The sequence below is a fragment of the Bacteroides sp. GM023 genome (genome assembly GCF_014750685.1).
Classification (GTDB): domain Bacteria; phylum Bacteroidota; class Bacteroidia; order Bacteroidales; family Bacteroidaceae; genus Bacteroides.
On the sequence record NZ_JAAXGE010000007.1, the window covers coordinates 455105 to 478165 of the forward strand.

The following is a 23061-nucleotide window of genomic DNA, read 5'->3' on the forward strand; positions in this document are numbered from 1 at the left end:
TAGCTTAAAAATAAAAAGAATATGAAACATTTGACTAAATGGTTTATAACGGCCTTTGCAGGAATCGCAATCTTTTCTGCATCCTGTGTCGATGAAATAAAATTCGGCGATAGTTTTCTTGAAAAAGCACCGTCTTCGGGTGAATTGAATAAGGACTCTATTTTTGGAAAAGCCGAGTATGCCCGTGCATACCTTTGGGATGCTTACAACAAACTCTATTTCGGTTTGCCTTATTATTGGGATTCCTGGAATAAAGGAATGAATACCGGTATGTTTGAAACGATGTCCGATTGTTGGCATAGCCATAACAGTTGGGACGGTGTGAATCGTTTATATTACTCGGGTGCTTACAAGGCCAGTGATGAAGATGATTCGAATGAGACTCGTTTCAGCTATACAAAAGAAAGATGTTGGGAGGCTATCCGCCAGTCATTGACATTTATCGAGAATGTGAACCTTGTGCCCGATATGGATGATGAAGAGAAGACACGTCTCACAGCGGAAGCGAAGGTTGTCATTGCTTCCCGTTATTTCGACCTTTTCCGCCATTTCGGTGGCCTTCCGTTGTTGGAAAAAGCATATGACGTACAGGCAGAATATGAGCTACCCCGCGCTACTGCGGAAGCTACGGTAGAATTTATGATTCGTATGCTGGACGAAGCTGCCGCTACACCATCTCTTCCCTGGAGCTTGGGAGCAGATGATGTCAACTGGCAGGGACGTTTCACCAAAGCTGCTGCTATGGGCTTGAAATGCAAAGTGTTGCTGTTTGCAGCCAGTCCGCTGTTCAATGATAATGAACCGTATTGCACGGAATCTCCTCAAGAAGCGGTGACAAATCATCAGGTGTGGTATGGCAGCTACAATTCAGATTGGTGGACACGGTGCTGGAATGCCTGTAATGCGTTCTTTACCGAGTTGGAAGCCAGTGGCGGTTATTCATTGATGGAAGCCAGCGGCACTACCAGCGCTGCTTATCGCGACGCCTTCAATAAAGCTTATTTTATTCGCCAGAATAATACGGAAGTCTTGATTTCAACCCGTGTCTCCGGACAGCATGGAAGCTGGTGGTTCCAATGGACAGGCTTTGTTGGCAACGGCGGATATACTCCGACACTGGAATATATGAAAATGTTCCCGATGAGTGATGGAACTCCGTTTACAGATGCTCTCCTGGCAGATGGCGGCGACCCGTTCTTCACAGATAATGATTATAACAAACCGGTTCGCGACCCACGCTTGTATGAAACCATCTTGGTGAATGGAGCAAGCTACGGTGACCACGCTGCCGAACTATGGACAGGTGGACGTGAGAATGAGAATAGCACGAGCACTGAAACGGGCACAACAGCTACCGGATTCCGTCTTTATAAATTCTATAAGGAAGGCTCACTTTCCGGTATTTATCCGCATTGGCCTTATCTGCGCCTTGCCGAGGTATATCTGATTTATGCGGAAGCCTGCCTGAAAGCAAAGAATGATTTGGCTGGAGCTATCAAACTGGTCAATACGGTACGTTCCCGCGTTGGTTTGGGAGGTTTGGCAGAATGTAATCCGGGTAAGAATCTGACTAACAATGCCGATGCCTTGTTGGAAGAAATTCTTCGGGAGCGCGCTTGCGAACTGGGATTGGAAGATGTCCGCCTGTTTGATATGATTCGTTATAAACGTGCCGATTTGTTCAGGGCTCCGTTGCACGGACTGATGATTTACCGTAATGACGGCGGTGGTAATACTCCGTGGTCGGGTACGAGTGGCAACAGTTCCACCTTCCCGAATAAACCTTCGGATTTCAAGTATGAGCCTTTCACGATTCGGAGTATCGCCCGTTCGTGGTGGAGCAACTTTAGCCCGAAGTGGTATTTGCAGGCTTTCCCGCCTTCCGAAGTGAACAAGGGATATGGATTGACACAAAATCCGGGTTGGTAATGTTGGACAGAAACAACGGTTAATTTTAGAAAGAACAATATGAAAAAATATAAAATAATAGCTTTGGCAATGTTAGCTTGCGTCAGCCTGAAAGGTATGGCGCAGGAAGAAAACAGTGTAACCGGAAAGGTGGTTGACAAGTTGGGCAATCCGGTGGCGGGTGCATTGGTTTCCATTGAAAACAATCCGTTGATACAGGAGGTTACGACTGACAGGAACGGGCTGTTTGCAATCACTGCGGATAAAGAACATCTTTTAAGAATACGGACAGGACGCGACGATACGAAAGTAGTGCCGGTGACGACCGGAAAAGCAATGACTATTGTTTTCGACTTTTCCGGCGAGAAAGTGAATGTTGGTTTCGGATTGAATCAGACAAATGCAGAATCTACGGGAGCCGTATCTACTGTATATGCCGACCAGATAGACAACCGTTCTTCATTCGGTGTGGGAAATTCCTTATATGGCAATGTAACGGGATTGACCACCATGCAAAAGACGGGTACAGCGTGGGACCAGATTCCTTCCATGACTATCCGTGGCCTGCAAACCCTGAACGGTAATAATGGCATTCTTTTGGTAGTAGACGGGCTGGAACGTGATAATAACTGGCAGGTCTTGAATTATATTACTCCCGAAGAAGTGGAATCGGTAAGTGTTCTTCGTGACGCTGCGGCAGTGGCTCTTTATGGTTACAGAGGTATCAACGGTGTTGTCAATATCGTCACCAAGCGCGGTAAATATAAAACGAGAGAAATCAATTTCTCCTACGACCATTCTTTCGACTTTCAGACGCGTGTTCCGGAGATGGCAGATGCTTATACATACGCCAGTGCGGTGAACGAGGCTTATACGAATGCCGGTAAATCCGCCCGCTATTCGCAGAATGAGCTGGACGCTTATAAAAGCGGCAAATATCCCTATTTATATCCGAACGTGAATTGGGCTGACGAGGTGTTCAGGGACCAGGGAGCATCGGATATTGCTACGTTAAGTTTCCGTGGAGGTTCTACGAAGATGCGTTATTTCACTTTGCTGAACTTGCAGAATAACCGGGGCTTTATTGATAATACCGGTACGAATGACGGTTATTCCACTCAGAACAAATATTCAAGAGCTAATTTCCGTACCAATCTGGATATTGATTTGAGTCCGAAAACACGTATGCAGGCCAATATTATGGGAGTACTGAATGAGTTCAGCCGTCCGGGTTTGGGTAGTGATAATTTGATGTATAAGATTGTCTCTGTACCGTCGGCAGCTTTTCCTGTCAAAACGGAAGACGGACTGTGGGGAGGTAACTCTACATGGGACGGTTATAATAACCCGGTTGCCTTGACGCAGGGACGCGGATATTCCAAAGGACATACACGTGCTCTGTATGCAGACATGAAGTTGAGTCAGGACTTGTCATCCGTAACTAAAGGTTTAAGTGCTTCCGTGCGCATGGGATATGATAATATCGCTTCTTACTGGGAGAACTATACGGTGAACTATAAATATGGAATGAAATCTGTGGCGGGTTGGACCAATGGAGAGCCGGCAACGCTGACTGATTTCACGGGAGGTTCTGTGAGCAGTGTAGCAGGAGATAATGCCAAACTTGACTGGCAATACCGTTCATTCAATTTTCAGATGAATGTGGACTGGTCGCGTACTTTCGGCAAGCATGATATTTATAGTATGTTGTTGTACACCTATAAATACGATAACAGCAATGGAACGAATAACTCTTTATATACTCAGAACGCGGGTTGGTATACGCATTACGGATACAACAACCGTTATTTTGCGGATTTCACCTTGATGACTTCGGCTTCCAATAAACTGGACCCGGACAGCCGTTGGGGACTGGCGCCTACAGTCGGCCTGGCATGGGTGCTTTCTAACGAGGATTTCATGAAGAACCAGCGTGTTATTGACTTTATGAAACTGCGTGCTTCATTCGGTATCATCCGGACGGATAATATTCCTGCCGACGGCTATTGGCATACGACAATGGTAGGTGGAAGCAGTTATCCTGTAGGAGCCGATTTTACAGGTGATGGCGGTTGGACGGAAGGAAGACTTCCTTCTCTGAACGGAACTACCGAAAAAGCATATAAGTATAATCTGGGTTTGGATATGTCTCTTTTGAAAGGATTGACTCTGACTGTCGACGGATTTTATGAAAGACGTTCGGACATCTGGGTAAGTTCCGCCGGACAAAATTCGGCTGTATTGGGTGCATCGAGTTCTTACGTGAATGCAGGTATTGTGGATAGCTGGGGCACGGAGATTGGACTGGATTATACCAAGCAAATCGGTAATTTCCAACTTCGTGCGGGAGGTACATTCTCTTATAGCCGCAGTAAGATTATTGAAATGATGGAATCACCGCAGGCATATGACTATCTGCGTTCTACGGGCAAACCTGTCGGACAGATTTTCGGCTTGCAGGCAACGGGCTATTTTATGGATGATGCCGATGTGGCAAACAGTATTCCGCAACAGTTCGGACCGGTAAGGGCAGGTGACATCAAGTACAAAGACATCAACGGCGACAATGTGATTAATGAGAATGATTATATACCTATGGGATATAACTCTACTTGTCCGGAAATCTATTACGGATTCAATGTCGGACTGGAATGGAAAGGACTGGGCTTCAATGCTTATTTCCAGGGAGTAGGTAATTATACCTCTGTCCTGTCGTCCAATCTGTATCTTCCGTTGATTGACAATACGAATATCTCCCAATATGCCTATAATAACCGCTGGACACCGGAAAACCCCAATGCCCGTTTCCCTCGCCTAAGCACTGAAACGGTGGATAATAACTTGAAGACAAGTTCGATATGGTTGGCCGACCGCTCTTTCCTGAAGTTGCGCAATTGTGAGGTGTACTACAAACTCCCTTCTTCCTGGTTGAGCAAGATTAAGATGAAAAATGCAAAGGTGTACGTTAGAGGAACTGACTTGTTCAGTATCGACAGCATTGACCTGACTGACCCGGAAGCTATGGGAAACAACGTTTATCCTGCTACCCGCTCCGTACATGTCGGTTTGTCGATAGGGCTTTAAAAGAAACTTTAAATCTTGAACTTTAAAAACTTACAACGATATGAAATTAAAGAATATATGTCTTGGTATAGTTTGTGTGGCAGCTTTGTCGGCCTGTGCTGATAAGATGGACTACCACGAATATACTACTTATGATAAGGAATATGTTTTTTCTGACTTCGGCCGTACCGCCGGATTCGTGAATAATATCTATTCCTACCTGGATGCTGATTTGCCGGGCCTTGTGTCTTTGGCGTCCGCTTGTGATGAGGCCGAGATGGCGCTTACCTACTCTTCGGTGCTGGACTACACGAACGGCAACTGGAGTGCCTTGAATCCCAAATCGCAATGGGGATACTACAATGCTATCCGTGAGATAAACTATTTCCTGAAAGAAGGAACCGACCTGGACTTTTACGACTTGCGTTTTCAGATAGATTATCAGTCGCAGATGAACCGGTACAACCGCTATCCGTATGAAGTCCGCCTGTTGCGTGCTTACTACTACTTCTTGTTGGTTCGTGCCTATGGAGATGTTCCTTTCACTACGGAAGTGCTAACCGAAGCGGAAGCCAATTCTATCACCCGTACACCTGCTTCGGAGATTTTCGACTTTATCGTGAAAGAATGTGACTTGGTGGCTGTTAAACTTCCGGTGAAATATTCCGGTCTGGATAACGATGCTGCCGGTGGTACCGATAATCCCGAAACAGGACGCGTGACGCGTGGAGTAGCTTTGGCGCTGAAAGCCCGTACATTGCTTTATCGTGCCAGCAAACTATTCAACGAAAGTGAAGATAAAACACTTTGGAAAGAAGCTGCAACGGCTACCAAAGCTGTGATTGATTATTGCAACGAGAATGAAATCACCTTAGGAGCGTATACCGCTTTGTGGGGAACTGACAATTATAAGGCTTCGGAAGTGATATTTGCACGCCGTCTTGGAGATATGAACAGTCCCGAATGGTATAATTTTCCGATTGGTATGGAAAATGCCAATTCCGGTAATTGCCCCACACAAACGTTGGTAGATGCTTATGAAATGCAAGACGGCAGTAGCCCTGACCCAAGTAATCCATATGAAGGAAGAGACCCGCGTATGGGAATGACGATTGCGGTGAACGGGGATAAGTGGCCTGATGCCAATCCTTATCCATTGGAAATTTACTACGGAGGAAGAAACGGACTGCCTATTTCGTATGCGACTCCGACCGGTTACTATCTGAAAAAATACCTGGATAGCTCCATCGACATCAGCGATAGCGATGGCACCGGTGGTAAACGCCATAGTTGGATAACTTTCCGCTTGGGAGAATTTTACCTGAATTATGCGGAAACGGTATTCAAGTATCTGGGTTCTGCGGACGCTACATCCGGTGAATTTGACATGTCGGCACGCGATGCAGTCAACAAAATACGTAAACGTACGGGAGTGAATATGCCGGAATTTCCGTCAGGAATGAGTAATGCTGACTTTTGGACTCGCTATAAAAAAGAACGTATGGTGGAACTTGCATTTGAAGGTCATCGTTTCTGGGATATTCGCCGTTGGAAAGAAGGAGGCATCACCAGTATTTCACGAATGGGAATTACCTTGAATGTCAACCAGACATTGACTTACACCAAAACAACGAAGTCGTTGGTTTGGGAGGATAAGATGTATTTCTATCCGATACCTGATTCTGAGATACGGAAGAATACAAATCTGACTCAAAATACAGGTTGGTAAAAGAACATACGTGTTTAATTCATTAAAAAGAGAAACTATGAAATTGAATTTTAAATATATAATTGCGGCCGGCTTACTTGTTTGCATGGCGGGGTGTGATGATAAACTTGAAACCTTTGAGGTCGTGGGAAGTACGGCTGCACCTGTTGCCATTGCTCCGTCCACTGTTAGCTCGCAAGCGTTGCCCGGACAGATTAACCTGTCCTGGGAGCCTGTCGAAGGAGCTTATGAGTATCTGAAGATAAAGTATTATGACCCTTTGCAAAAGAAGGAAATCTATCTGGTTGCTTCCAACGGAACATCTGAATTATTGATAGACAATACCCGTGCACGATTCGGAGATTATTCGTTCTTCTTCCAAACATTTAATGCCGCCAATCAGGGAAGTGCGGTGACGGAGATAAAAGCCGCTTCGGGAGCTGCTCCGGCTGTGAATACGGAAGTGTCCCGTACGAAGGTGAACCTGACGGTAGAGCAACTTTCCTGTAACTATCCCGATGCTTCCGAAGGTATCTTTAAGTATTTGATAGATGGTGACACAGGGTCAAGTTCTTTTTTTCATACCAACTGGCATTCTCCGCAAGCGCCGTTGCCTCATTATATACAAATAGATTTTAATGAAGAGCATGAGAACTTTGCGTTTGAGTATTACACACGTGATACCAGTAATTCGGATGGGTATCCGACATCTGCCGAACTACAGATTAGCAATGATGGAGCAAATTGGGAAACGGTCTCTGCTTTAAGCGGATTGCCGGCTGTACGCAAGACGCGGTATGCTACGGAATTTATAATGCCGGGCAAGAAGTTCAAGCATTTCCGTTTCAACGTAACGACGAGCTCACAAAGCAAAAACTATTTCCACATCGGGGAGATTGTTTTTTATGATGCGGAGGTCGATATCTATGACCCCGAAACTGTTTCTTTGGATTAATTTAAAATAAAACGTAATAATGAAAAGGAATAAGATATGGATGGTCGCCTGTATGGTGGCGGCTAGCGTCAACGGTCTGTATGGCTGTGACGATGACAAGGATTTCAGTTACAATGGGAATCTGGACTTGAATTTGCTGGGACTGAAACAAGCTCGGGAAATATGGGACGGTAGCCAGTGTAATATAAAGAGTGTCTTTGATTCGGATTCGGTAATTGTCGATTTCTCCTATGATTTGAGCCTTGCCTTATACCAAAATAGGAAAGCGGAAAAAGATGTTGTAGTAGGTTTGACAGTCGATGCGGACACGTTAACCAAAGCGACAGCCCGGGCAGACGAAGGAGGTATCTACGCCGTATATGCCAATGCGGAACTCCTGCCTGCGGACTATTACATTCTTTCATCGGATAAGATGGAGTTGTCTGCCGGAAAGTCAGAATCAGATAAGGTGGAATTGATTGTTTATCAAGCGGATTTGACTACGTTGGTAAACGAACGTAAAGCGAGCGCTAACTTTGTGCTACCGTTGAAAATCAAGGATTCATCCTCTTATACTATAAACGATAAGACGAATACGATGATGTTCTTCTTTACTGTGACATATGTGCCGGAGGTGATACCGTCCGGTCCCGAATATGAGCCGGATACGGAAGGTGTGCCTGACGATCATACGCTAACGGGCGGATATAAGCTATTGTGGCATGATGAATTTAATGGCATAGGTATTCCTAATCCTGATATGTGGCGTTTTGAAGAAGGTTTCCAGCGTAATGAAGAAGATCAGTGGTATCAGTCGGACAATGCCAGGATGAATAAAGGTGCCTTGGTGTTTACAGCCAAAGAGGAACGTGTGAAGAATCCTAATTACAATGCGGGAGCAACAGGCGGAAATGCATGGAAACAGACTCGTGAATATGCGGAATACACGTCTTCCTGTATCGTTGCGAAAGGTGATTATGCCTTTAAATATGGAAGGATAGAAGTGCGTGCTAAAATACCTGTTGAGCAAGGAGCCTGGCCTGCTATCTGGTCTACAGGCAACTGGTATGAATGGCCGTTGGGTGGAGAAATTGATATCTTGGAATTTTATAAGGAAAAGATTCATGCCAACCTGTGTTGGGGAGGTTCTGCCCGTTGGAGCGGTACGTGGAACTCGAAGAACTATCCGATTACCCAATTTACTTCTGCCGACTCTGAATGGGCAAATAAATATCATATTTGGCGAATGGATTGGGATGAGAAGTATATCCGTATTTATTTGGATGATTTTTTATTGAATGAGACGGATTTAAGCACAACCGTTAATAAAGGTGACCATGGTGCGGGAGACGGTGGATATATCAACCCCTATTCAAATGATTTTAATGGGTTCGGTCAACTGATGATGCTGAATCTTGCGATTGGTGGTATTAATGGGCGACCTATTCAAGCAAAATTTCCATTAGAATATTGCGTTGACTACGTACGGATTTATCAGAAATAGTAATTTCAGCTTGTCCCGTATTATCAAACCCTTTTCGGAATCTTTGAATAATACGGGATAACTGTTATTTTGCAATGATGAAAATCATATGATTATGTTGAAACAAGACTATAAAAAAAGACTCGTGTACATATTCCTTGCTCTAGGCGTATTGTTCGGCATTTCTGTTCAGGGTTGTGGCTTGGTTGCGGATGGAGATAAAGGTATCATTTCCGGCGAAGTGTGGAGAGACATGAATGGAGATACCATTAATGCACATGGTGGCGGGCTTATATTCCATGAAGGAAAATATTACTGGTTTGGTGAAAACCGCCCTGCATCCGGTTTTGTAACAGAGAAGGGAATTAACTGTTATTCTTCAGTGGACTTATGCGACTGGAAATACGAAGGAATTGCTTTGGGTGTCTCCGGTGAAGAGGGGCATGATATTGAAAAAGGATGTATCATGGAACGCCCGAAAGTGATATATAATGAGAAAACCGGAAAGTTTGTAATGTGGTTTCATTTAGAATTGAAAGGTAAGGGATATGAACCTGCACGGGCTGCGGTGGCAATTAGTGATTCTCCTGCCGGACCTTACCGGTTTATCCGTTCCGGTCGTGTCAATCCGGGTATCTATCCGTTGAATATGGGCACTGAGGAGCAGGAAATCGAATGGGACTTTTCTGAATATAAGGAATGGTGGACCCCGGAATGGTATAGTGCCATTGAAAAGGGATTGTTCTTGAAAAGAGATATGGAAGGCGGGCAGATGTCCCGGGATATGACCTTGTTTGTAGATGATGACGGGAAAGGCTATCATATTTATTCTTCGGAAGATAACCTGACATTGCAGATTGCCGAATTGTCTGATGATTATCTCGGCCATACAGGCAGGTATATACGCATTTTTCCCGGCGGACATAATGAAGCCCCCGCTATTTTCAAGAAAGACGGGACGTACTGGATGATAACTTCCGGTTGTACGGGGTGGGAGCCTAATAAAGCCCGGTTATTAACTGCTACTTCGATTCTTGGAGAATGGAAACAACTTCCGAATCCATGTGTCGGAGAGAAAGCGGATAAGACGTTCGGGGGACAGAGCACCTATATCCTCCCTTTGCAAGGGAAGGAAGACCGGTTTGTTTTTATGGCAGATAGCTGGCGTCCGGAGAGTTTATCGGATTCACGTTACATCTGGCTGCCTATTCAATTTAATGAAAAAGGAATACCTTTTATAGAATGGGTTGATAGGTGGAAACCTTATTAATTTCGTATATATAACTGTGTCTGTATGAAATTTGGTCTTTTTGTATCCCTTTTTTGACACAAATTTGGACGTTGTTTTTATGAGTATGAACTATCTTTGTAAACGAAAAACCTATAATAATATCATGAACTTGAATAGACATTGCGTACTACTATTGCTTATGGCAATCTTGATGATACCGTCACAAGACCTGTCGGCAAAAAAGAAGAAACAAGTGAAAGAACCGACCGACCGTGAGTTATGGGCGGGAGTGATGTATCGTATGGCTGAACCGGTGCTTAGTAATATGAGTGAAGGCAAGCTACAGGAAAATATGTTGGTAGAGTTAAGCCCGACATGGGACGGAAGAAATAAAAGGGTTACTTATATGGAATGTTTCGGACGTCTGATGGCAGGACTGGCTCCCTGGATTTCATTGCCGGATGATGATACATCCGAAGGTATCCAGCGGAAACAACTGCGTGAATGGGCGCTCAAGAGTTATGCGCAGGCTGTCGACCCGGAAAGTCCCGATTATTTGTTGTGGAGAAAGGAAGGGCAAACCTTGGTAGATGCCGCTTATATCGCGGAAAGTTTCATAAGAGGATATGACGCTTTATGGGTTCCGTTGGACAGCGTGACAAAACAACGTTATATTACCGAGTTTACACAGCTTCGTCGGGTAGATCCTCCTTATACGAATTGGTTATTGTTCTCTGCTACCGTAGAAGCCTTTTTGCGGAAAGCGGGTGCGCCAAGTGATACTTACCGCATAGCTTCGGCGTTGCGTAAAGTGGAAGAATGGTATGTCGGTGATGGCTGGTATTCAGACGGAAAGGACTTTGCTTTCGACTATTATAATAGCTTTGTCCTGCATCCCATGTATATAGAACCATTGGAAATAATGACTAATGGCGGAAAGAATAAAGTATGGAATATGCCGGACTGTGATTACAACCGTGCAGTAAAACGGATGCAACGTTTCGGAATGATTTTGGAACGGTTCATCTCTCCAGAAGGGACGCTCCCTGTTTTTGGTCGTTCTATTACCTATCGTACAGGAACTTTGCAGCCTTTAGCATTACTGGCATGGAGAGAATGGTTACCCAAGGAATTGCCAAATGGACAAGTACGTGCAGCCATGACAGCAGTTATTAAGCGAATGTTTGGTGATGACCGTAATTTCAATGAGAAAGGATTTCTTACTTTAGGTTTCAATGGCAAGCAACCGAATATATCCGACTGGTATACAAATAATGGTAGCTTATATATGGCATCACTTGCTTTCCTGCCGCTCGGACTTCCGGCTGATCATCCTTTCTGGACATCTCCTGCCGAAGACTGGACAAGTAAAAAAGCCTGGGAAGGGAATGACTTTCCGAAAGACCATGCTTATCATTAAAATGAATTAACCAACAAATATTGATTATATATGACTAGACTATTATTACTGTTTGTAGCTTGCATAGGCTTGCTTCCAATATCTGTGCAGGCTCAGAAGAACACGAACTTTATTCCCGGAGAAGTGTGGAAAGATACCGATGGAAATCCGATTAACGCTCATGGCGGCGGACTTCTTTATCACGATGGTACCTATTATTGGTATGGTGAATACAAAAAAGGAAAAACCATCTTGCCCGAATGGGCTACCTGGGAATGTTACCGTACAGATGTGACCGGAGTAGGTTGCTACTCTTCCAAAGACTTGCTGAACTGGAAATTTGAAGGGATTGTACTTCCGGCAGTAAAAGATGACCCGAATCATGACCTGCATCCGTCCAAAGTATTGGAACGTCCGAAAGTGGTTTATAATAAGAAAACGGGCAAGTTCGTAATGTGGGCGCATGTGGAAAGTGCCGATTACAGTAAGGCTTGTGCCGGAGTTGCTGTTGCCGATTCTCCTGTCGGACCGTTCATCTATCAGGGAAGTTTCCGTCCTAACGATGCAATGAGCCGTGACCAGACTGTTTTTGTAGATGATGATGGTCGTGCCTATCAATTCTATTCTTCAGAGAACAATGAAACCATGTATATCAGCCTGTTGACTGACGACTATCTGAAACCTAGCGGACGCTTTACACGTAATTTCGTGAAAGAATCCCGTGAGGCTCCGGCAGTATTCAAATATAACGGTAAATATTATATGCTCAGTTCCGGCTGTACAGGCTGGGACCCGAATGTGGCTGAGATAGCAGTCGCTGATTCTATTATGGGTACGTGGAAAACTATCGGAGACCCATGTACCGGGCCGGATGCGGATAAGACATTTTATGCACAGAGTACTTATGTGCAACCAGTTGCAGGGAAGAAGGATGCATATATCGCTCTGTTCGACCGTTGGAAAAAGAAAGATTTGGAAGACTCCCGCTATGTATGGTTGCCTGTATTGATAAAAGACGGAAAAATTACTATCCCCTGGCAGGAGAAATGGAATCTTTCCTTTTTCGATAAATAATAAAGAATACAAGCATGAAACGGATATTGCTACTACTTTGCGGGATTATGCTGGTTCCTGTGTTATGCTACTCCCAACATTTGGTGGAAGTGGGGAAGGGGTATAGCTGTACTTCAGTCAACACTGCGGTATTCCGTAATAATTCCCTGGTTACCCATGGAGATGAGCAGTACATCAGCTATTATGATGCTGACGGTTATCTGACACTGGGAAAACGCAAACTGGACTCCGGACAATGGACGCTGCATCGTACCCAATACCAGGGAAATGTAAAAGACGGCCATAATATCATCAGTATGATGGTGGACGGAGGAGGCTATGTGCACGTTTCTTTTGACCATCACGGTCATAAACTGAATTATTGCCGTAGTATTGCTCCCGGTTCTTTGGAATTGGGAGATAAAATACCAATGACCGGAGTAGATGAAGGAAATGTTACTTATCCCGAATTCTATCCTTTGGCGGGCGGAGATTTATTGTTTGCCTACCGTTCCGGCTCTTCCGGTCGTGGCAACCTGATAATGAACCGTTACTCATTGAAAGAACAGAAGTGGGCTCGTGTGCAGGATGTACTGATTGACGGAGAAAATAAGCGAAACGCCTATTGGCAGTTATACGTTGATGAACAAGGGACTATCCATCTTTCATGGGTATGGCGTGAAACCTGGCATGTAGAGACAAATCACGATATTTGTTATGCCCGTTCGTTTGATAATGGAGTGACTTGGTACAAATCCAGTGGGGAGCAATGTGAACTCCCGATTAAACTTTCGAATGCGGAATACGCTTGCCGTCTGCCGCAGAACTGCGAATTGATAAATCAAACGAGTATGAGTGCCGATGCGGGTGGGAATCCTTATATAGCTACGTATTGGAGAGCTCCCGACAGTGACGTACCGCAATATCGTATTGTATGGAATGATGGAAAAGTATGGCATCACCGTCAGGTAACCGACCGCAAAACACCTTTTAGCTTGAAAGGCGGTGGCACGAAGATGATTCCTATCGCCCGTCCGCGTATTGTCGTAGAGGGTGGAGAAGTTTTTTATATTTTCCGTGATGAAGAACGGGGAAGCCGTGTCTCAATGGCTCACGCTGCCGATGTCGGCATCGGCAAGTGGACGATAACGGATTTAACCGACTTTTCGGTAGATGCCTGGGAACCGTCACACGACACAGAACTTTGGAAGAAACAACGAAAACTGCATCTATTTGTGCAGCACACTCGCCAGGGGGATGGCGAACGTATCGCAGAGATTGAACCTCAAATGGTGTATGTGTTGGAAATGGATATGAATACAAATAAATAAAGATATGAAGAATTTATACGTAACTCTTTTTTCGGTTTTTCTCCTGGGCGGTATGGTCTGCGCAAGCTGTGCGGACAAGAAAACCGATTCTTCGGAAGAAGTGATAGAGATAATTCATAAGGTGAATGGGTATTGGCAGACAAATCACCCTGAACACGGACGTTCTTTTTGGGACAATGCCGCCTATCATACCGGGAATATGGAAGCCTATTTCCTGACCGAAAAGTCTGAATATTTGGAATATTCGAAAGGTTGGTCGGAACACAACCAATGGAAAGGTGCCAAATCGGACGACAAGACCAGTTGGAAGTATAGTTATGGGGAAAGTGACGACTATGTACTTTTCGGAGATTATCAGATTTGTTTCCAGACGTATGCCGATTTGTACAATTTAGAACCGGATACACAAAAGATAGCCCGTGCCCGTGAAGTGATGGAATATCAGATGAGTACCCCTAACCATGATTATTGGTGGTGGGCAGATGGCTTGTATATGGTAATGCCTGTAATGACAAAGATGTATAACATCACGAAGAATCCGCTTTACCTGGAGAAACTGCACGAATATCTTACTTACGCCGACAGTATCATGTATGATGAAGAAGCCGGACTTTACTATCGGGACGGTAAATACGTATATCCCAAGCACAAAAGCGTGAACGGTAAAAAAGATTTTTGGGCACGTGGAGACGGTTGGGTATTGGCAGGATTGGCTAAAGTACTAAAGGAGCTTCCTGAAACAGATAAGTATCGTAAGGAATATACAGATCGTTTCTGTACCCTGGCAAAGTCTGTTGCTGCCTGTCAGCAACAGGAAGGTTACTGGACTCGCAGTATGCTTGACCCGGAACATGCGCCGGGACCGGAAACCAGTGGAACCGCTTTCTTTGCCTATGGTTTGCAGTGGGGCATAAACAATGGCTTGCTTAACTCCGAACAATACCAGCCCGTAGTTGAAAAAGCATGGAAATACCTGTCAACGGTTGCTTTACAACCCGATGGAAAGATTGGTTATGTGCAGCCGATTGGTGAGAAAGCGATACCCGGTCAGGTAGTAGATGCAAACTCTACTTCAAACTTTGGTGTGGGAGCATTTTTGTTGGCTGCCTGTGAGCGTGTACGTTGTTTGAATAAATAGTTTAAGGCACGGATTACACGGATTTCACGGCTTTTGGAAATACAGTTATATCAAGCAACGTGAAATCCGTGTAATCCGTGCTTTAATTCAGCATCAAACTCATATATGGATTTAACTTCTTGAGGATTCTCTCTGTCAATTCACTTATATTCATTGAAATATGTGTGCCGGGCATCCGTTCGTTACTATATCTGCACTTACCTTTCGACAGATAATAATAACCATTATTCACCGATAACTGCTTATCTGATACTTCCAATTGCATCTCATCTTCAGGATAGGCTGAAGCATAAATCTGCAAAACTTCTTTGGCATTGATAATCCGTGCCATCCCTAGTGAATGTTGAGGCAGTTTCTCATCGGAAGGTAACAGTTGAGTCATGCGGTTACATCCGGTATGTTGTTTGATGGCATGCAGCAGACTATGCTCTGCATCCTTATCCTCTGCCAAAAGTTCATTGATGATGATGCGGCTTTCTCCCCTGTATATAATGGCTATTCCTCTTATTTCGTTTGCTCGTTTGGCTACAAAGACGTTTCCGCCACTGATAGGAAGGTCTGCCATGATAACCTGAAAATCCTCTAAGGTGTGTTGAATACAACAAGGACGTTCGGACAGCTTCTTATTCAAATATGAATAGGTCTCATTCTGAAGTTCAGAAACAACATCGACATTAATTTCTTTGGAAGGGATAAATTCCGGTAAAGTAATCTCCTTGACCGAATACTGGAAAACAGAAGCATACCCCATATGTTTATAATAATCGAATAGCCATGGCTCTGCCGGTATCAACGTACTGAAATGTACTCCGTTCCGTAACATTCGCGCAAATGATTGGGATAAAAGCTCGCGCATGACTCCCTTGCTTCGGAAGTCAGGATGCGTGCAGGCTCCTGAAATATAGGAAGTCTGCACCGTTTCTCCACAGAAAGTCATGGGATAGGGGAGCATTTGAAGCGCAGAAATGACCTCGTCACCACTTTGGATAGCAACGTTCACTTCGGTTTTGTAGCGTAGTCTGAAGTACATATCAACAAACTCTTCACTATCTTCGAAGCAGATTTTCCATAAAGCTTTTACTTGTTCCTTTATTATCATATTCACTGAGAAATTACCATTTAACCATATCCATCGGATGAGTCTTCAGACAAGCCATATATTTTTCAAGAATCGTCACCGGTTGATAAGAAAGTTTGGCTTTCCGTAAGCCTTCAATACCTAAATCCTCTTCCCGGTTGATATAAATATACTGTTCGGGAATCCGGTTCGCAAATTCATAATTAATCATGGCATACGCGCCATCGATGCTCGTATCCGCTTTTTCTACATGCACGCCGAATGTCTCGTGATTGATAGGCATACCGAAAGTGAATGCAACGATTTTGCCATTCACATGAAGGATACCACCAGTCAGTCCGAGAGCTTCGAAGTTATGAAGGGCATAAATCAAGGCACGGCGTTCGTTGCCCGTTCCCTCCTGTTGGTCGCAATTATTCACTTTACACCATTCGGCTTCCAAATCCAGACATTCCTGAATACGGTCGGGAGTAATCGGTGTATATTCATAATCCGGGTATGTATTACGGAATCGGTTGATATGATTCCTTTTCGCCTGGAACTTCTTGCCTTTTAAAGTAGAAAGGTCACTCCGCAGATAAATGTAATCTGCATAATCACGGTCTTCCGTGAAAGTGAACTGTCCGGGAAGAATAGCTTCGAGGTCGGCACGCATATTACTGCATACTCCCAGCATACAAAATGGCTGGTTCTCTTTGGCGGCATCTTCTATCAACTCTTTCAACACGGCTTTCAGGTCGCCGGTTCCCACAGGCATCATGTAGGCTAGTCGTTCTCCTGCCCAGAATTTGAATACTAAAAAGTTGTCGATTACTGCAAATTGAGTATCATATAAGAATCTCCAGCTACAAAGATTGGAGAATGACAGGTCGCAGTTACGTCGCTCACTTTTCATTGTAAATGAGGTAATCGTGTCTTTATCTGCTAATGTGATATCTTTAAATGGAATCATAAGATTGCGTTTTGCGTTTAACTCTTTATATAACGGAAAATCAGGCGATTTTGTTTTTACAGAATACCTAATAATCGAAGGATAGTAGGTGTCAGCAATGCGGTGAATATTCCGTTCAGCGTTAATCCCAGGCTGGCATATGCTCCATATTTACTGCTGACATCCATCGCAGTCGAGGTTCCGACAGCATGGGCGGCCGTTCCCATAGAAAGCCCTTGGGCGATAGGACTGCCTACGCGCATAATCTGCATTGTCTTGAAACCACAGATTGCTCCCAATAATCCGACTGCCACTACAACTGCCGCTGTCAGTGATGGAATACCGCCGATGGCTTTCGTTACTTCCATCGCAATCGGGGTAGTCACTGATTTCGGAGCGAGGGATAGGATTACTTCTTGTGAAGCCCCCATAAACTTCGCAATCAGCACTACCGAAATGACTCCGACGATACAGCCGGCCAGTTGCGACAAGAGAATCGGTAATAACTGTTTCTTAATCATTTCCAACTGAAGATATAAAGGTACGCCCAAGGCAACAACAGCCGGACGCAGCCAAAATTCGATAAGATGTCCTCCTTTATTATAAGTCTCATAAGAGATATTAGTCATTTTAAGGAAGATGATAAGGACGGCGATGGTCAGTAATATCGGGTTAAGTAACACTAGCCCTGTTTTCTTCTGAAGCAATTTGGCAAAGAAGAAAATCCCGAAGGTAATAGCCAACAGGAAGAAGTCATTTTCTAAGAAGCTCATTTTTCTTTATTAGTTAAGTTGGTCTTGTCTCTACGGTGAAGTTTCTCCGGCAGATGGAAATCTGAAAGATGCAGTTTGCGTGCCAGCTTAATCTGACGCGCCAGTCTGAACTTGCGGACAATCTGATGAACCCATCCCGTTACTACCAGCACAAGGGCGGTACTAACGATTGTTGCTATCACTATCGGCCAGAATTCAGCCGCAATAACATCGAAGTATAACATAAGTGCCACACCGGGCGGAACAAAAAAGAATCCTAAGTTAGCCACGAGAAAGTCGGACAATCCCTGTACCCAATGCAGTTTAATCCAACCTAATTTCAAAAAGAGGGTGAGCAGCAGCATACCGATGATGCTGGAGGGGAGCTTGATACCCGTAAGATAAACTATTAATTCACCCAAAGCCAAACAGCCAAATAAAATGGCGCACTGACGTATCATATACTAATTACCTATTGATTTTGTTTGAAAACGCTGCAAAGGTATGAAAAATAGGAGTACAGTGTTAAATATTATAATATTTTAGACTTGGAAGCAAAATATGGACGAAATTGTAATGTGGATATTGCAAAATTGACTACTTTTGCACCGCAAATTACAAATCGTAAGTAGGTTTTATAATATTATTCAATATATCTATGCTCAATTTAATCAACCAAATCGTTGAACGCGCGAAAGCAAATCGCCAACGTATTGTTCTTCCTGAAGGAACAGAAGAACGCACATTAAAAGCTGCCAATATGATTTTGACAGACGAAGTTGCCGACCTTATCTTATTAGGTAAACCGGCTGAAATTATCGAACTCGCTGTAAAATGGGGCTTGGGAAATATCGGTAAAGCGACTATCATCGACCCGGAGACTTCCCCGAAACACGAAGAGTATGCACAGTTGCTGTGTGAACTTCGTAAGAAGAAAGGAATGACGATCGAAGAAGCCCGCAAATTGACGAATGACCCTTTGTTCTTTGGTTGTTTAATGATGAAGAGTGGCGATGCTGACGGTCAGTTGGCTGGTGCACGCAACACTACCGGTAATGTATTGCGCCCTGCTTTGCAGATTATCAAGACATCTCCGGGCATCACTTGTGTATCAGGTGCCATGTTGCTGTTGACTCATGCTCCCGAATACGGAAAGAATGGAATTCTGGTAATGGGTGACGTAGCCGTAACTCCGGTTCCGGATGCTAACCAGTTGGCGCAGATTGCTGTTTGCACAGCTCAGACAGCTAAGGCTGTTGCCGGTATCGAAAATCCGAAAGTAGCTATGTTGAGCTTCTCTACCAAAGGTTCTGCTAAACACGAAGTGGTAGACAAAGTGGTAGAAGCTACTAAGATTGCCAAAGAAATGGCTCCGACTCTTGATTTGGATGGCGAACTGCAAGCAGATGCTGCTCTTGTTCCTGAAGTGGGTGCAAGCAAAGCTCCGGGCTCAGATGTAGCCGGACAGGCAAACGTACTGATTGTTCCGAGTCTGGAAGTAGGTAACATCTCTTATAAATTAGTTCAACGCCTGGGACACGCTGACGCTATCGGCCCGATCCTTCAAGGTATCGCCTGCCCGGTAAACGACCTGTCTCGCGGTTGCTCTATCGAAGATGTATATCGCATGATTGCCATCACAGCCAATCAGTCTATTGCTGCAAAAGCAAACAAATAAGTACAAGTATTAGATATAAAGTATTAAGTATTAAATCGACAACAACATGAAAATTTTAGTTTTGAACTGCGGAAGTTCATCTATTAAATATAAATTGTTCGATATGACCACTAAAGAGGTAATTGCTCAAGGTGGTATCGAAAAAATCGGCCTGAAAGGTTCATTCCTGAAACTGACTTTGCCGAACGGCGAAAAGAAAATCCTGGAAAAAGATATTCCTGAACATACAGTAGGTGTGGAATTTATCCTGAATACATTGATTAGCCCTGAATATGGTGCAATCAAGTCTTTGGATGAAATCAATGCGGTAGGTCACCGTATGGTACACGGAGGCGAACGTTTCAGCGAATCTGTATTGCTGAACAAGGAAGTGTTGGAAGCTTTTGCAGCTTGCAATGACTTGGCTCCGCTTCACAACCCTGCTAACCTGAAAGGTGTGAATGCAGTTTCTGCTATTCTTCCGAACATTCCACAGATAGGTGTTTTTGATACGGCTTTCCATCAGACAATGCCGGATTATGCATATATGTATGCTATTCCTTACGAATTGTACGAGAAATATGGTGTACGTCGTTACGGCTTCCACGGAACTTCTCATCGTTACGTATCAAAACGTGTATGCGAATTCCTGGGTGTTAATCCTGAAGGAAAGAAAATTATCACTTGCCACATCGGTAATGGTGGTTCTATCGCTGCTATCAAAGATGGCAAATGTATCGACACTACTATGGGCTTGACTCCGCTGGAAGGTTTGATGATGGGTACCCGTAGCGGTGACATCGACGCCGGTGCAGTGACATTCATCATGGACAAAGAAGGCTTGAACACAACCGGTGTTTCCAACCTGCTGAACAAGAAGAGCGGTGTACTGGGTATCTCCGGTGTATCAAGCGATATGCGCGAACTATTGGCTGCTTGTGCTGCCGGCAATGAGAAAGCAATCCTCGCAGAAAAAATGTACTACTACCGCATCAAGAAATATATCGGCGCTTACGCTGCTGCACTGGGTGGTGTAGATATCGTTTTGTTCACAGGTGGTGTTGGTGAAAACCAGTTCGAATGCCGTCGTGAAGTTTGTAAGGATATGGAATACATGGGCATCGAACTTGATAGCGATGTGAATGCGAAGATTCGTGGTGAAGAAGCTATCATTTCTACTCCTGCTTCCAAAGTGAAAGTAGTAGTGATCCCGACAGACGAAGAACTGTTGATTGCATCGGATACATTGGATATTTTGAGTAAATAAGCATATACTCTTAATCTATAGAAAAAGGCGGCTCGGAAACGAAGCCGCCTTTTTTGTATCTTATCTTTAATGAGTTTCATTTTTTTTGCCTTACTTTGTATTCTGAAATAGAGTCATAACCGATTGATATGCGTTACTCCGTCATAATCCCTGTTTATAACCGTCCCGATGAAGTGGACGAATTATTGCAAAGCCTCACCGCACAACACTTTAAAGATTTTGAAGTGATTGTTGTAGAAGATGGTTCATCTATTCCCTGCAAAGAAGTGGTAGACCGATATACCAATCGGTTGGATATAAAATACTTCTTTAAGCCTAATTCCGGACCGGGACAAAGTCGTAATTACGGGGCGGAGCGTAGCGAAGGAGAGTACCTTATTATATTAGATTCAGATGTAATTCTTCCCGAAGGATATTTTGATGCAGTAGAGAAAGAACTAGTATTATCTCCTGCAGATGCTTTTGGCGGCCCTGACCGTGCACATGATTCCTTTACCGATATTCAGAAAGCAATCAACTACTCCATGACTTCCTTCTTCACTACAGGTGGTATTCGTGGCGGGAAGAAGAAAATGGATAAATTCTACCCCCGCAGCTTCAATATGGGAGTGCGACGGGCGGTGTATGAAGCTTTGGGAGGATTCTCAAAGATGCGTTTTGGTGAAGATATTGATTTCAGTATTCGTATTTTCAAAAGTGGTTATACCTGTCGTCTTTTCCCTGACGCATGGGTATATCACAAACGGAGGACTGATTTGAAGAAATTCTTCAAACAGGTTCATAATTCCGGTATTGCCCGTATCAACCTTTACAAGAAGTACCCTGATTCGCTGAAGCTGGTACATCTGCTTCCGGCAGTATTCACATTAGGAGTAGCTATTTTATTATTGGGAACGCCGTTTTGCGTATTTAGTATCACGCCAATTCTTCTTTACGCATTGCTGGTCTGCATAGATTCCACGATTCAAAATAAGAGTTTGAGTATTGGAATATACTCCATTGCTGCCGCATTTATTCAACTTATCGGCTACGGTACAGGCTTTTGGCGTGCATGGTGGCAACGCTGTATCAGAGGGAAAGATGAGTTTGAAGCATTTCAAAAGAACTTCTATAAATAAGTTCGTATGCTTCTGATTTGTATCTGTACAGTTATGGACTGGAATACTTATATACTTGAAATTTAATCTCTTAGAGTTTCCTGTAATTTCCATGTAAGGAAACGCTAGTTTCCCGCCTTAGATACTGTCGTTTCCATACGAGGACACGCGCGTTCCCCAGTATGGAAACTGGCGTTTCTCTATATGGAAACGAACTAGGCATTTTATATTCTTTTCCATAACCTCTATCATTAAATAAAATAAGGCTACCTTTACACTCTCAAAACATAGAAAATGGAAAACAAACACAAGTTATCCATCAACCAATGGGCACTGGAAGACCGCCCACGGGAGAAAATGATGGAGAAGGGAGCAGCAGCATTGAGCGATGCCGAACTACTCGCTATATTAATCGGCTCCGGAAATACGGAAGAAAGTGCTGTTGAACTGATGCGACGCTTACTCCTGGATTGTGATAATAATCTTAATTCTTTGGCTAAATGGGAAGTTTGTGACTTTTCTCGTTTCAAGGGTATGGGGCCTGCAAAGAGCATTACGGTCATGGCCGCTTTGGAACTGGGAAAGCGGAGAAAGCTGCAAAGTACAAAAGAAAGGCTTCGCATCACTTGCTCAAAAGATATCTATGACATTTTTCAACCTCTAATGTGTGACCTTGAACAGGAAGAGTTTTGGGTTTTATTACTCAATCAGGCAACGAAACTGATAGATAAAGTCCGCATAAGTACCGGTGGAATAGACGGAACATATACAGATGTACGTACTATTCTTCGGGAAGCACTCTTGCAACGGGCTACACAAATAGCCGTAGTCCACAATCATCCTTCGGGAAATATTCATCCCAGTCAACCGGATAAAACATTAACTGAACATATCCGCCAGGCAGCAGATACTATGAATATTCATTTGATAGACCATGTCATTGTTTGTGAAGACGGCTTTTTCAGTTTTGCAGACGAAGGCTTGCTCTGAATAAACACAGTATGGGATAAAGGAATAAGTAGATAAATAGC

The 23061-nt window shown here is 44.0% G+C and carries 18 protein-coding genes; 14 read left to right on the top strand and 4 right to left on the bottom strand.

The genetic code is table 11. The annotated features are described in order from the left end of the window. Positions 1 to 21: 21 nt before the first annotated feature. From HC965_RS17020 to HC965_RS17065, 10 genes are all read left to right on the top strand, one after another. A complete protein-coding gene (locus tag HC965_RS17020; RefSeq protein ID WP_191032578.1) occupies positions 22 to 1929 on the top strand; it encodes a RagB/SusD family nutrient uptake outer membrane protein in 1908 nt (635 codons plus the stop codon). A gap of 39 nt (positions 1930 to 1968) precedes the next feature. Then, on the top strand, positions 1969 to 4992 hold the full coding sequence (locus tag HC965_RS17025) for a SusC/RagA family TonB-linked outer membrane protein (RefSeq protein ID WP_191032579.1): 3024 nt from the start codon (positions 1969 to 1971) through the stop codon (positions 4990 to 4992). A gap of 40 nt (positions 4993 to 5032) precedes the next feature. Next, positions 5033 to 6700 carry a RagB/SusD family nutrient uptake outer membrane protein gene (locus tag HC965_RS17030; RefSeq protein ID WP_191032580.1) on the top strand — a complete coding sequence of 556 codons (1668 nt, stop codon included), beginning with the start codon at positions 5033 to 5035 and terminating at the stop codon, positions 6698 to 6700. A gap of 37 nt (positions 6701 to 6737) precedes the next feature. After that, positions 6738 to 7634, top strand: coding sequence for a discoidin domain-containing protein (locus HC965_RS17035; protein WP_191032581.1), 897 nt, complete (start codon positions 6738 to 6740; stop codon positions 7632 to 7634). 19 nt (positions 7635 to 7653) lie between these two features. Continuing rightward, positions 7654 to 9117, top strand: a complete 1464-nt coding sequence (locus HC965_RS17040) for a family 16 glycosylhydrolase (RefSeq protein ID WP_223854928.1) — start codon at positions 7654 to 7656, stop codon at positions 9115 to 9117. A 94-nt stretch (positions 9118 to 9211) separates the two neighbouring features. After that, positions 9212 to 10366, top strand: a complete 1155-nt coding sequence (locus tag HC965_RS17045; protein WP_191032582.1) for a glycoside hydrolase family 43 protein — start codon at positions 9212 to 9214, stop codon at positions 10364 to 10366. A gap of 124 nt (positions 10367 to 10490) precedes the next feature. Next, complete coding sequence (locus HC965_RS17050; protein WP_191032583.1) at positions 10491 to 11747, top strand: DUF2264 domain-containing protein; 1257 nt, start codon at positions 10491 to 10493, stop codon at positions 11745 to 11747. A 30-nt stretch (positions 11748 to 11777) separates the two neighbouring features. Continuing rightward, the gene (locus HC965_RS17055; RefSeq protein ID WP_191032584.1) at positions 11778 to 12800 is read left to right on the top strand and encodes a glycoside hydrolase family 43 protein; all 1023 of its coding nucleotides are present in this window, start codon (positions 11778 to 11780) and stop codon (positions 12798 to 12800) included. Between the two features lie 14 nt (positions 12801 to 12814). Continuing rightward, positions 12815 to 14110 carry a BNR repeat-containing protein gene (locus HC965_RS17060; protein WP_191032585.1) on the top strand — a complete coding sequence of 432 codons (1296 nt, stop codon included), beginning with the start codon at positions 12815 to 12817 and terminating at the stop codon, positions 14108 to 14110. Positions 14111 to 14114: 4 nt separating this feature from the next. Beyond that, entirely contained in the window at positions 14115 to 15248 is a 1134-nt protein-coding gene (locus HC965_RS17065) for a glycoside hydrolase family 88 protein (protein ID WP_191032586.1), read from the top strand. Between the two features lie 82 nt (positions 15249 to 15330). Here HC965_RS17065 and HC965_RS17070 read toward each other — a convergent pair whose 3' ends face one another. Genes HC965_RS17070 through HC965_RS17085 form a run of 4 tightly spaced genes read right to left on the bottom strand, consistent with a single transcriptional unit; the run spans position 15331 to position 18470 of the window. Next, on the bottom strand, positions 15331 to 16347 hold the full coding sequence (locus HC965_RS17070; protein WP_191032680.1) for a GNAT family N-acetyltransferase: 1017 nt from the start codon (positions 16345 to 16347) through the stop codon (positions 15331 to 15333). A gap of 13 nt (positions 16348 to 16360) precedes the next feature. Beyond that, the gene (locus HC965_RS17075; RefSeq protein WP_191032587.1) at positions 16361 to 17278 is read right to left on the bottom strand and encodes a DUF2156 domain-containing protein; all 918 of its coding nucleotides are present in this window, start codon (positions 17276 to 17278) and stop codon (positions 16361 to 16363) included. A 56-nt stretch (positions 17279 to 17334) separates the two neighbouring features. Further along, the gene (locus HC965_RS17080; RefSeq protein ID WP_191032588.1) at positions 17335 to 18030 is read right to left on the bottom strand and encodes an LrgB family protein; all 696 of its coding nucleotides are present in this window, start codon (positions 18028 to 18030) and stop codon (positions 17335 to 17337) included. Beyond that, positions 18027 to 18470 (bottom strand): CidA/LrgA family protein, encoded by a 444-nt coding sequence (locus HC965_RS17085; RefSeq protein WP_191032589.1) that lies wholly within the window; start codon positions 18468 to 18470, stop codon positions 18027 to 18029. The genes HC965_RS17080 and HC965_RS17085 overlap by 4 nt, the downstream gene beginning before the upstream one ends. A 197-nt stretch (positions 18471 to 18667) precedes the next feature. Here HC965_RS17085 and pta point away from each other — a divergent pair, with 197 nt between their 5' ends. The 4 genes from pta to radC all read left to right on the top strand — a co-directional run bounded on the left by pta (position 18668) and on the right by radC (position 23020). After that, positions 18668 to 19687: a phosphate acetyltransferase gene (gene pta / locus HC965_RS17090; RefSeq protein ID WP_191032590.1), complete on the top strand. Its 1020-nt coding sequence runs from the start codon at positions 18668 to 18670 to the stop codon at positions 19685 to 19687. 46 nt (positions 19688 to 19733) lie between these two features. Continuing rightward, the gene (locus HC965_RS17095) at positions 19734 to 20933 is read left to right on the top strand and encodes an acetate kinase (RefSeq protein ID WP_191032591.1); all 1200 of its coding nucleotides are present in this window, start codon (positions 19734 to 19736) and stop codon (positions 20931 to 20933) included. A 128-nt stretch (positions 20934 to 21061) separates the two neighbouring features. Continuing rightward, entirely contained in the window at positions 21062 to 22051 is a 990-nt protein-coding gene (locus HC965_RS17100) for a glycosyltransferase family 2 protein (protein WP_191032592.1), read from the top strand. 273 nt (positions 22052 to 22324) lie between these two features. Then, positions 22325 to 23020, top strand: a complete 696-nt coding sequence (radC, locus tag HC965_RS17105; protein ID WP_191032593.1) for a DNA repair protein RadC — start codon at positions 22325 to 22327, stop codon at positions 23018 to 23020. Positions 23021 to 23061: the final 41 nt, after the last annotated feature.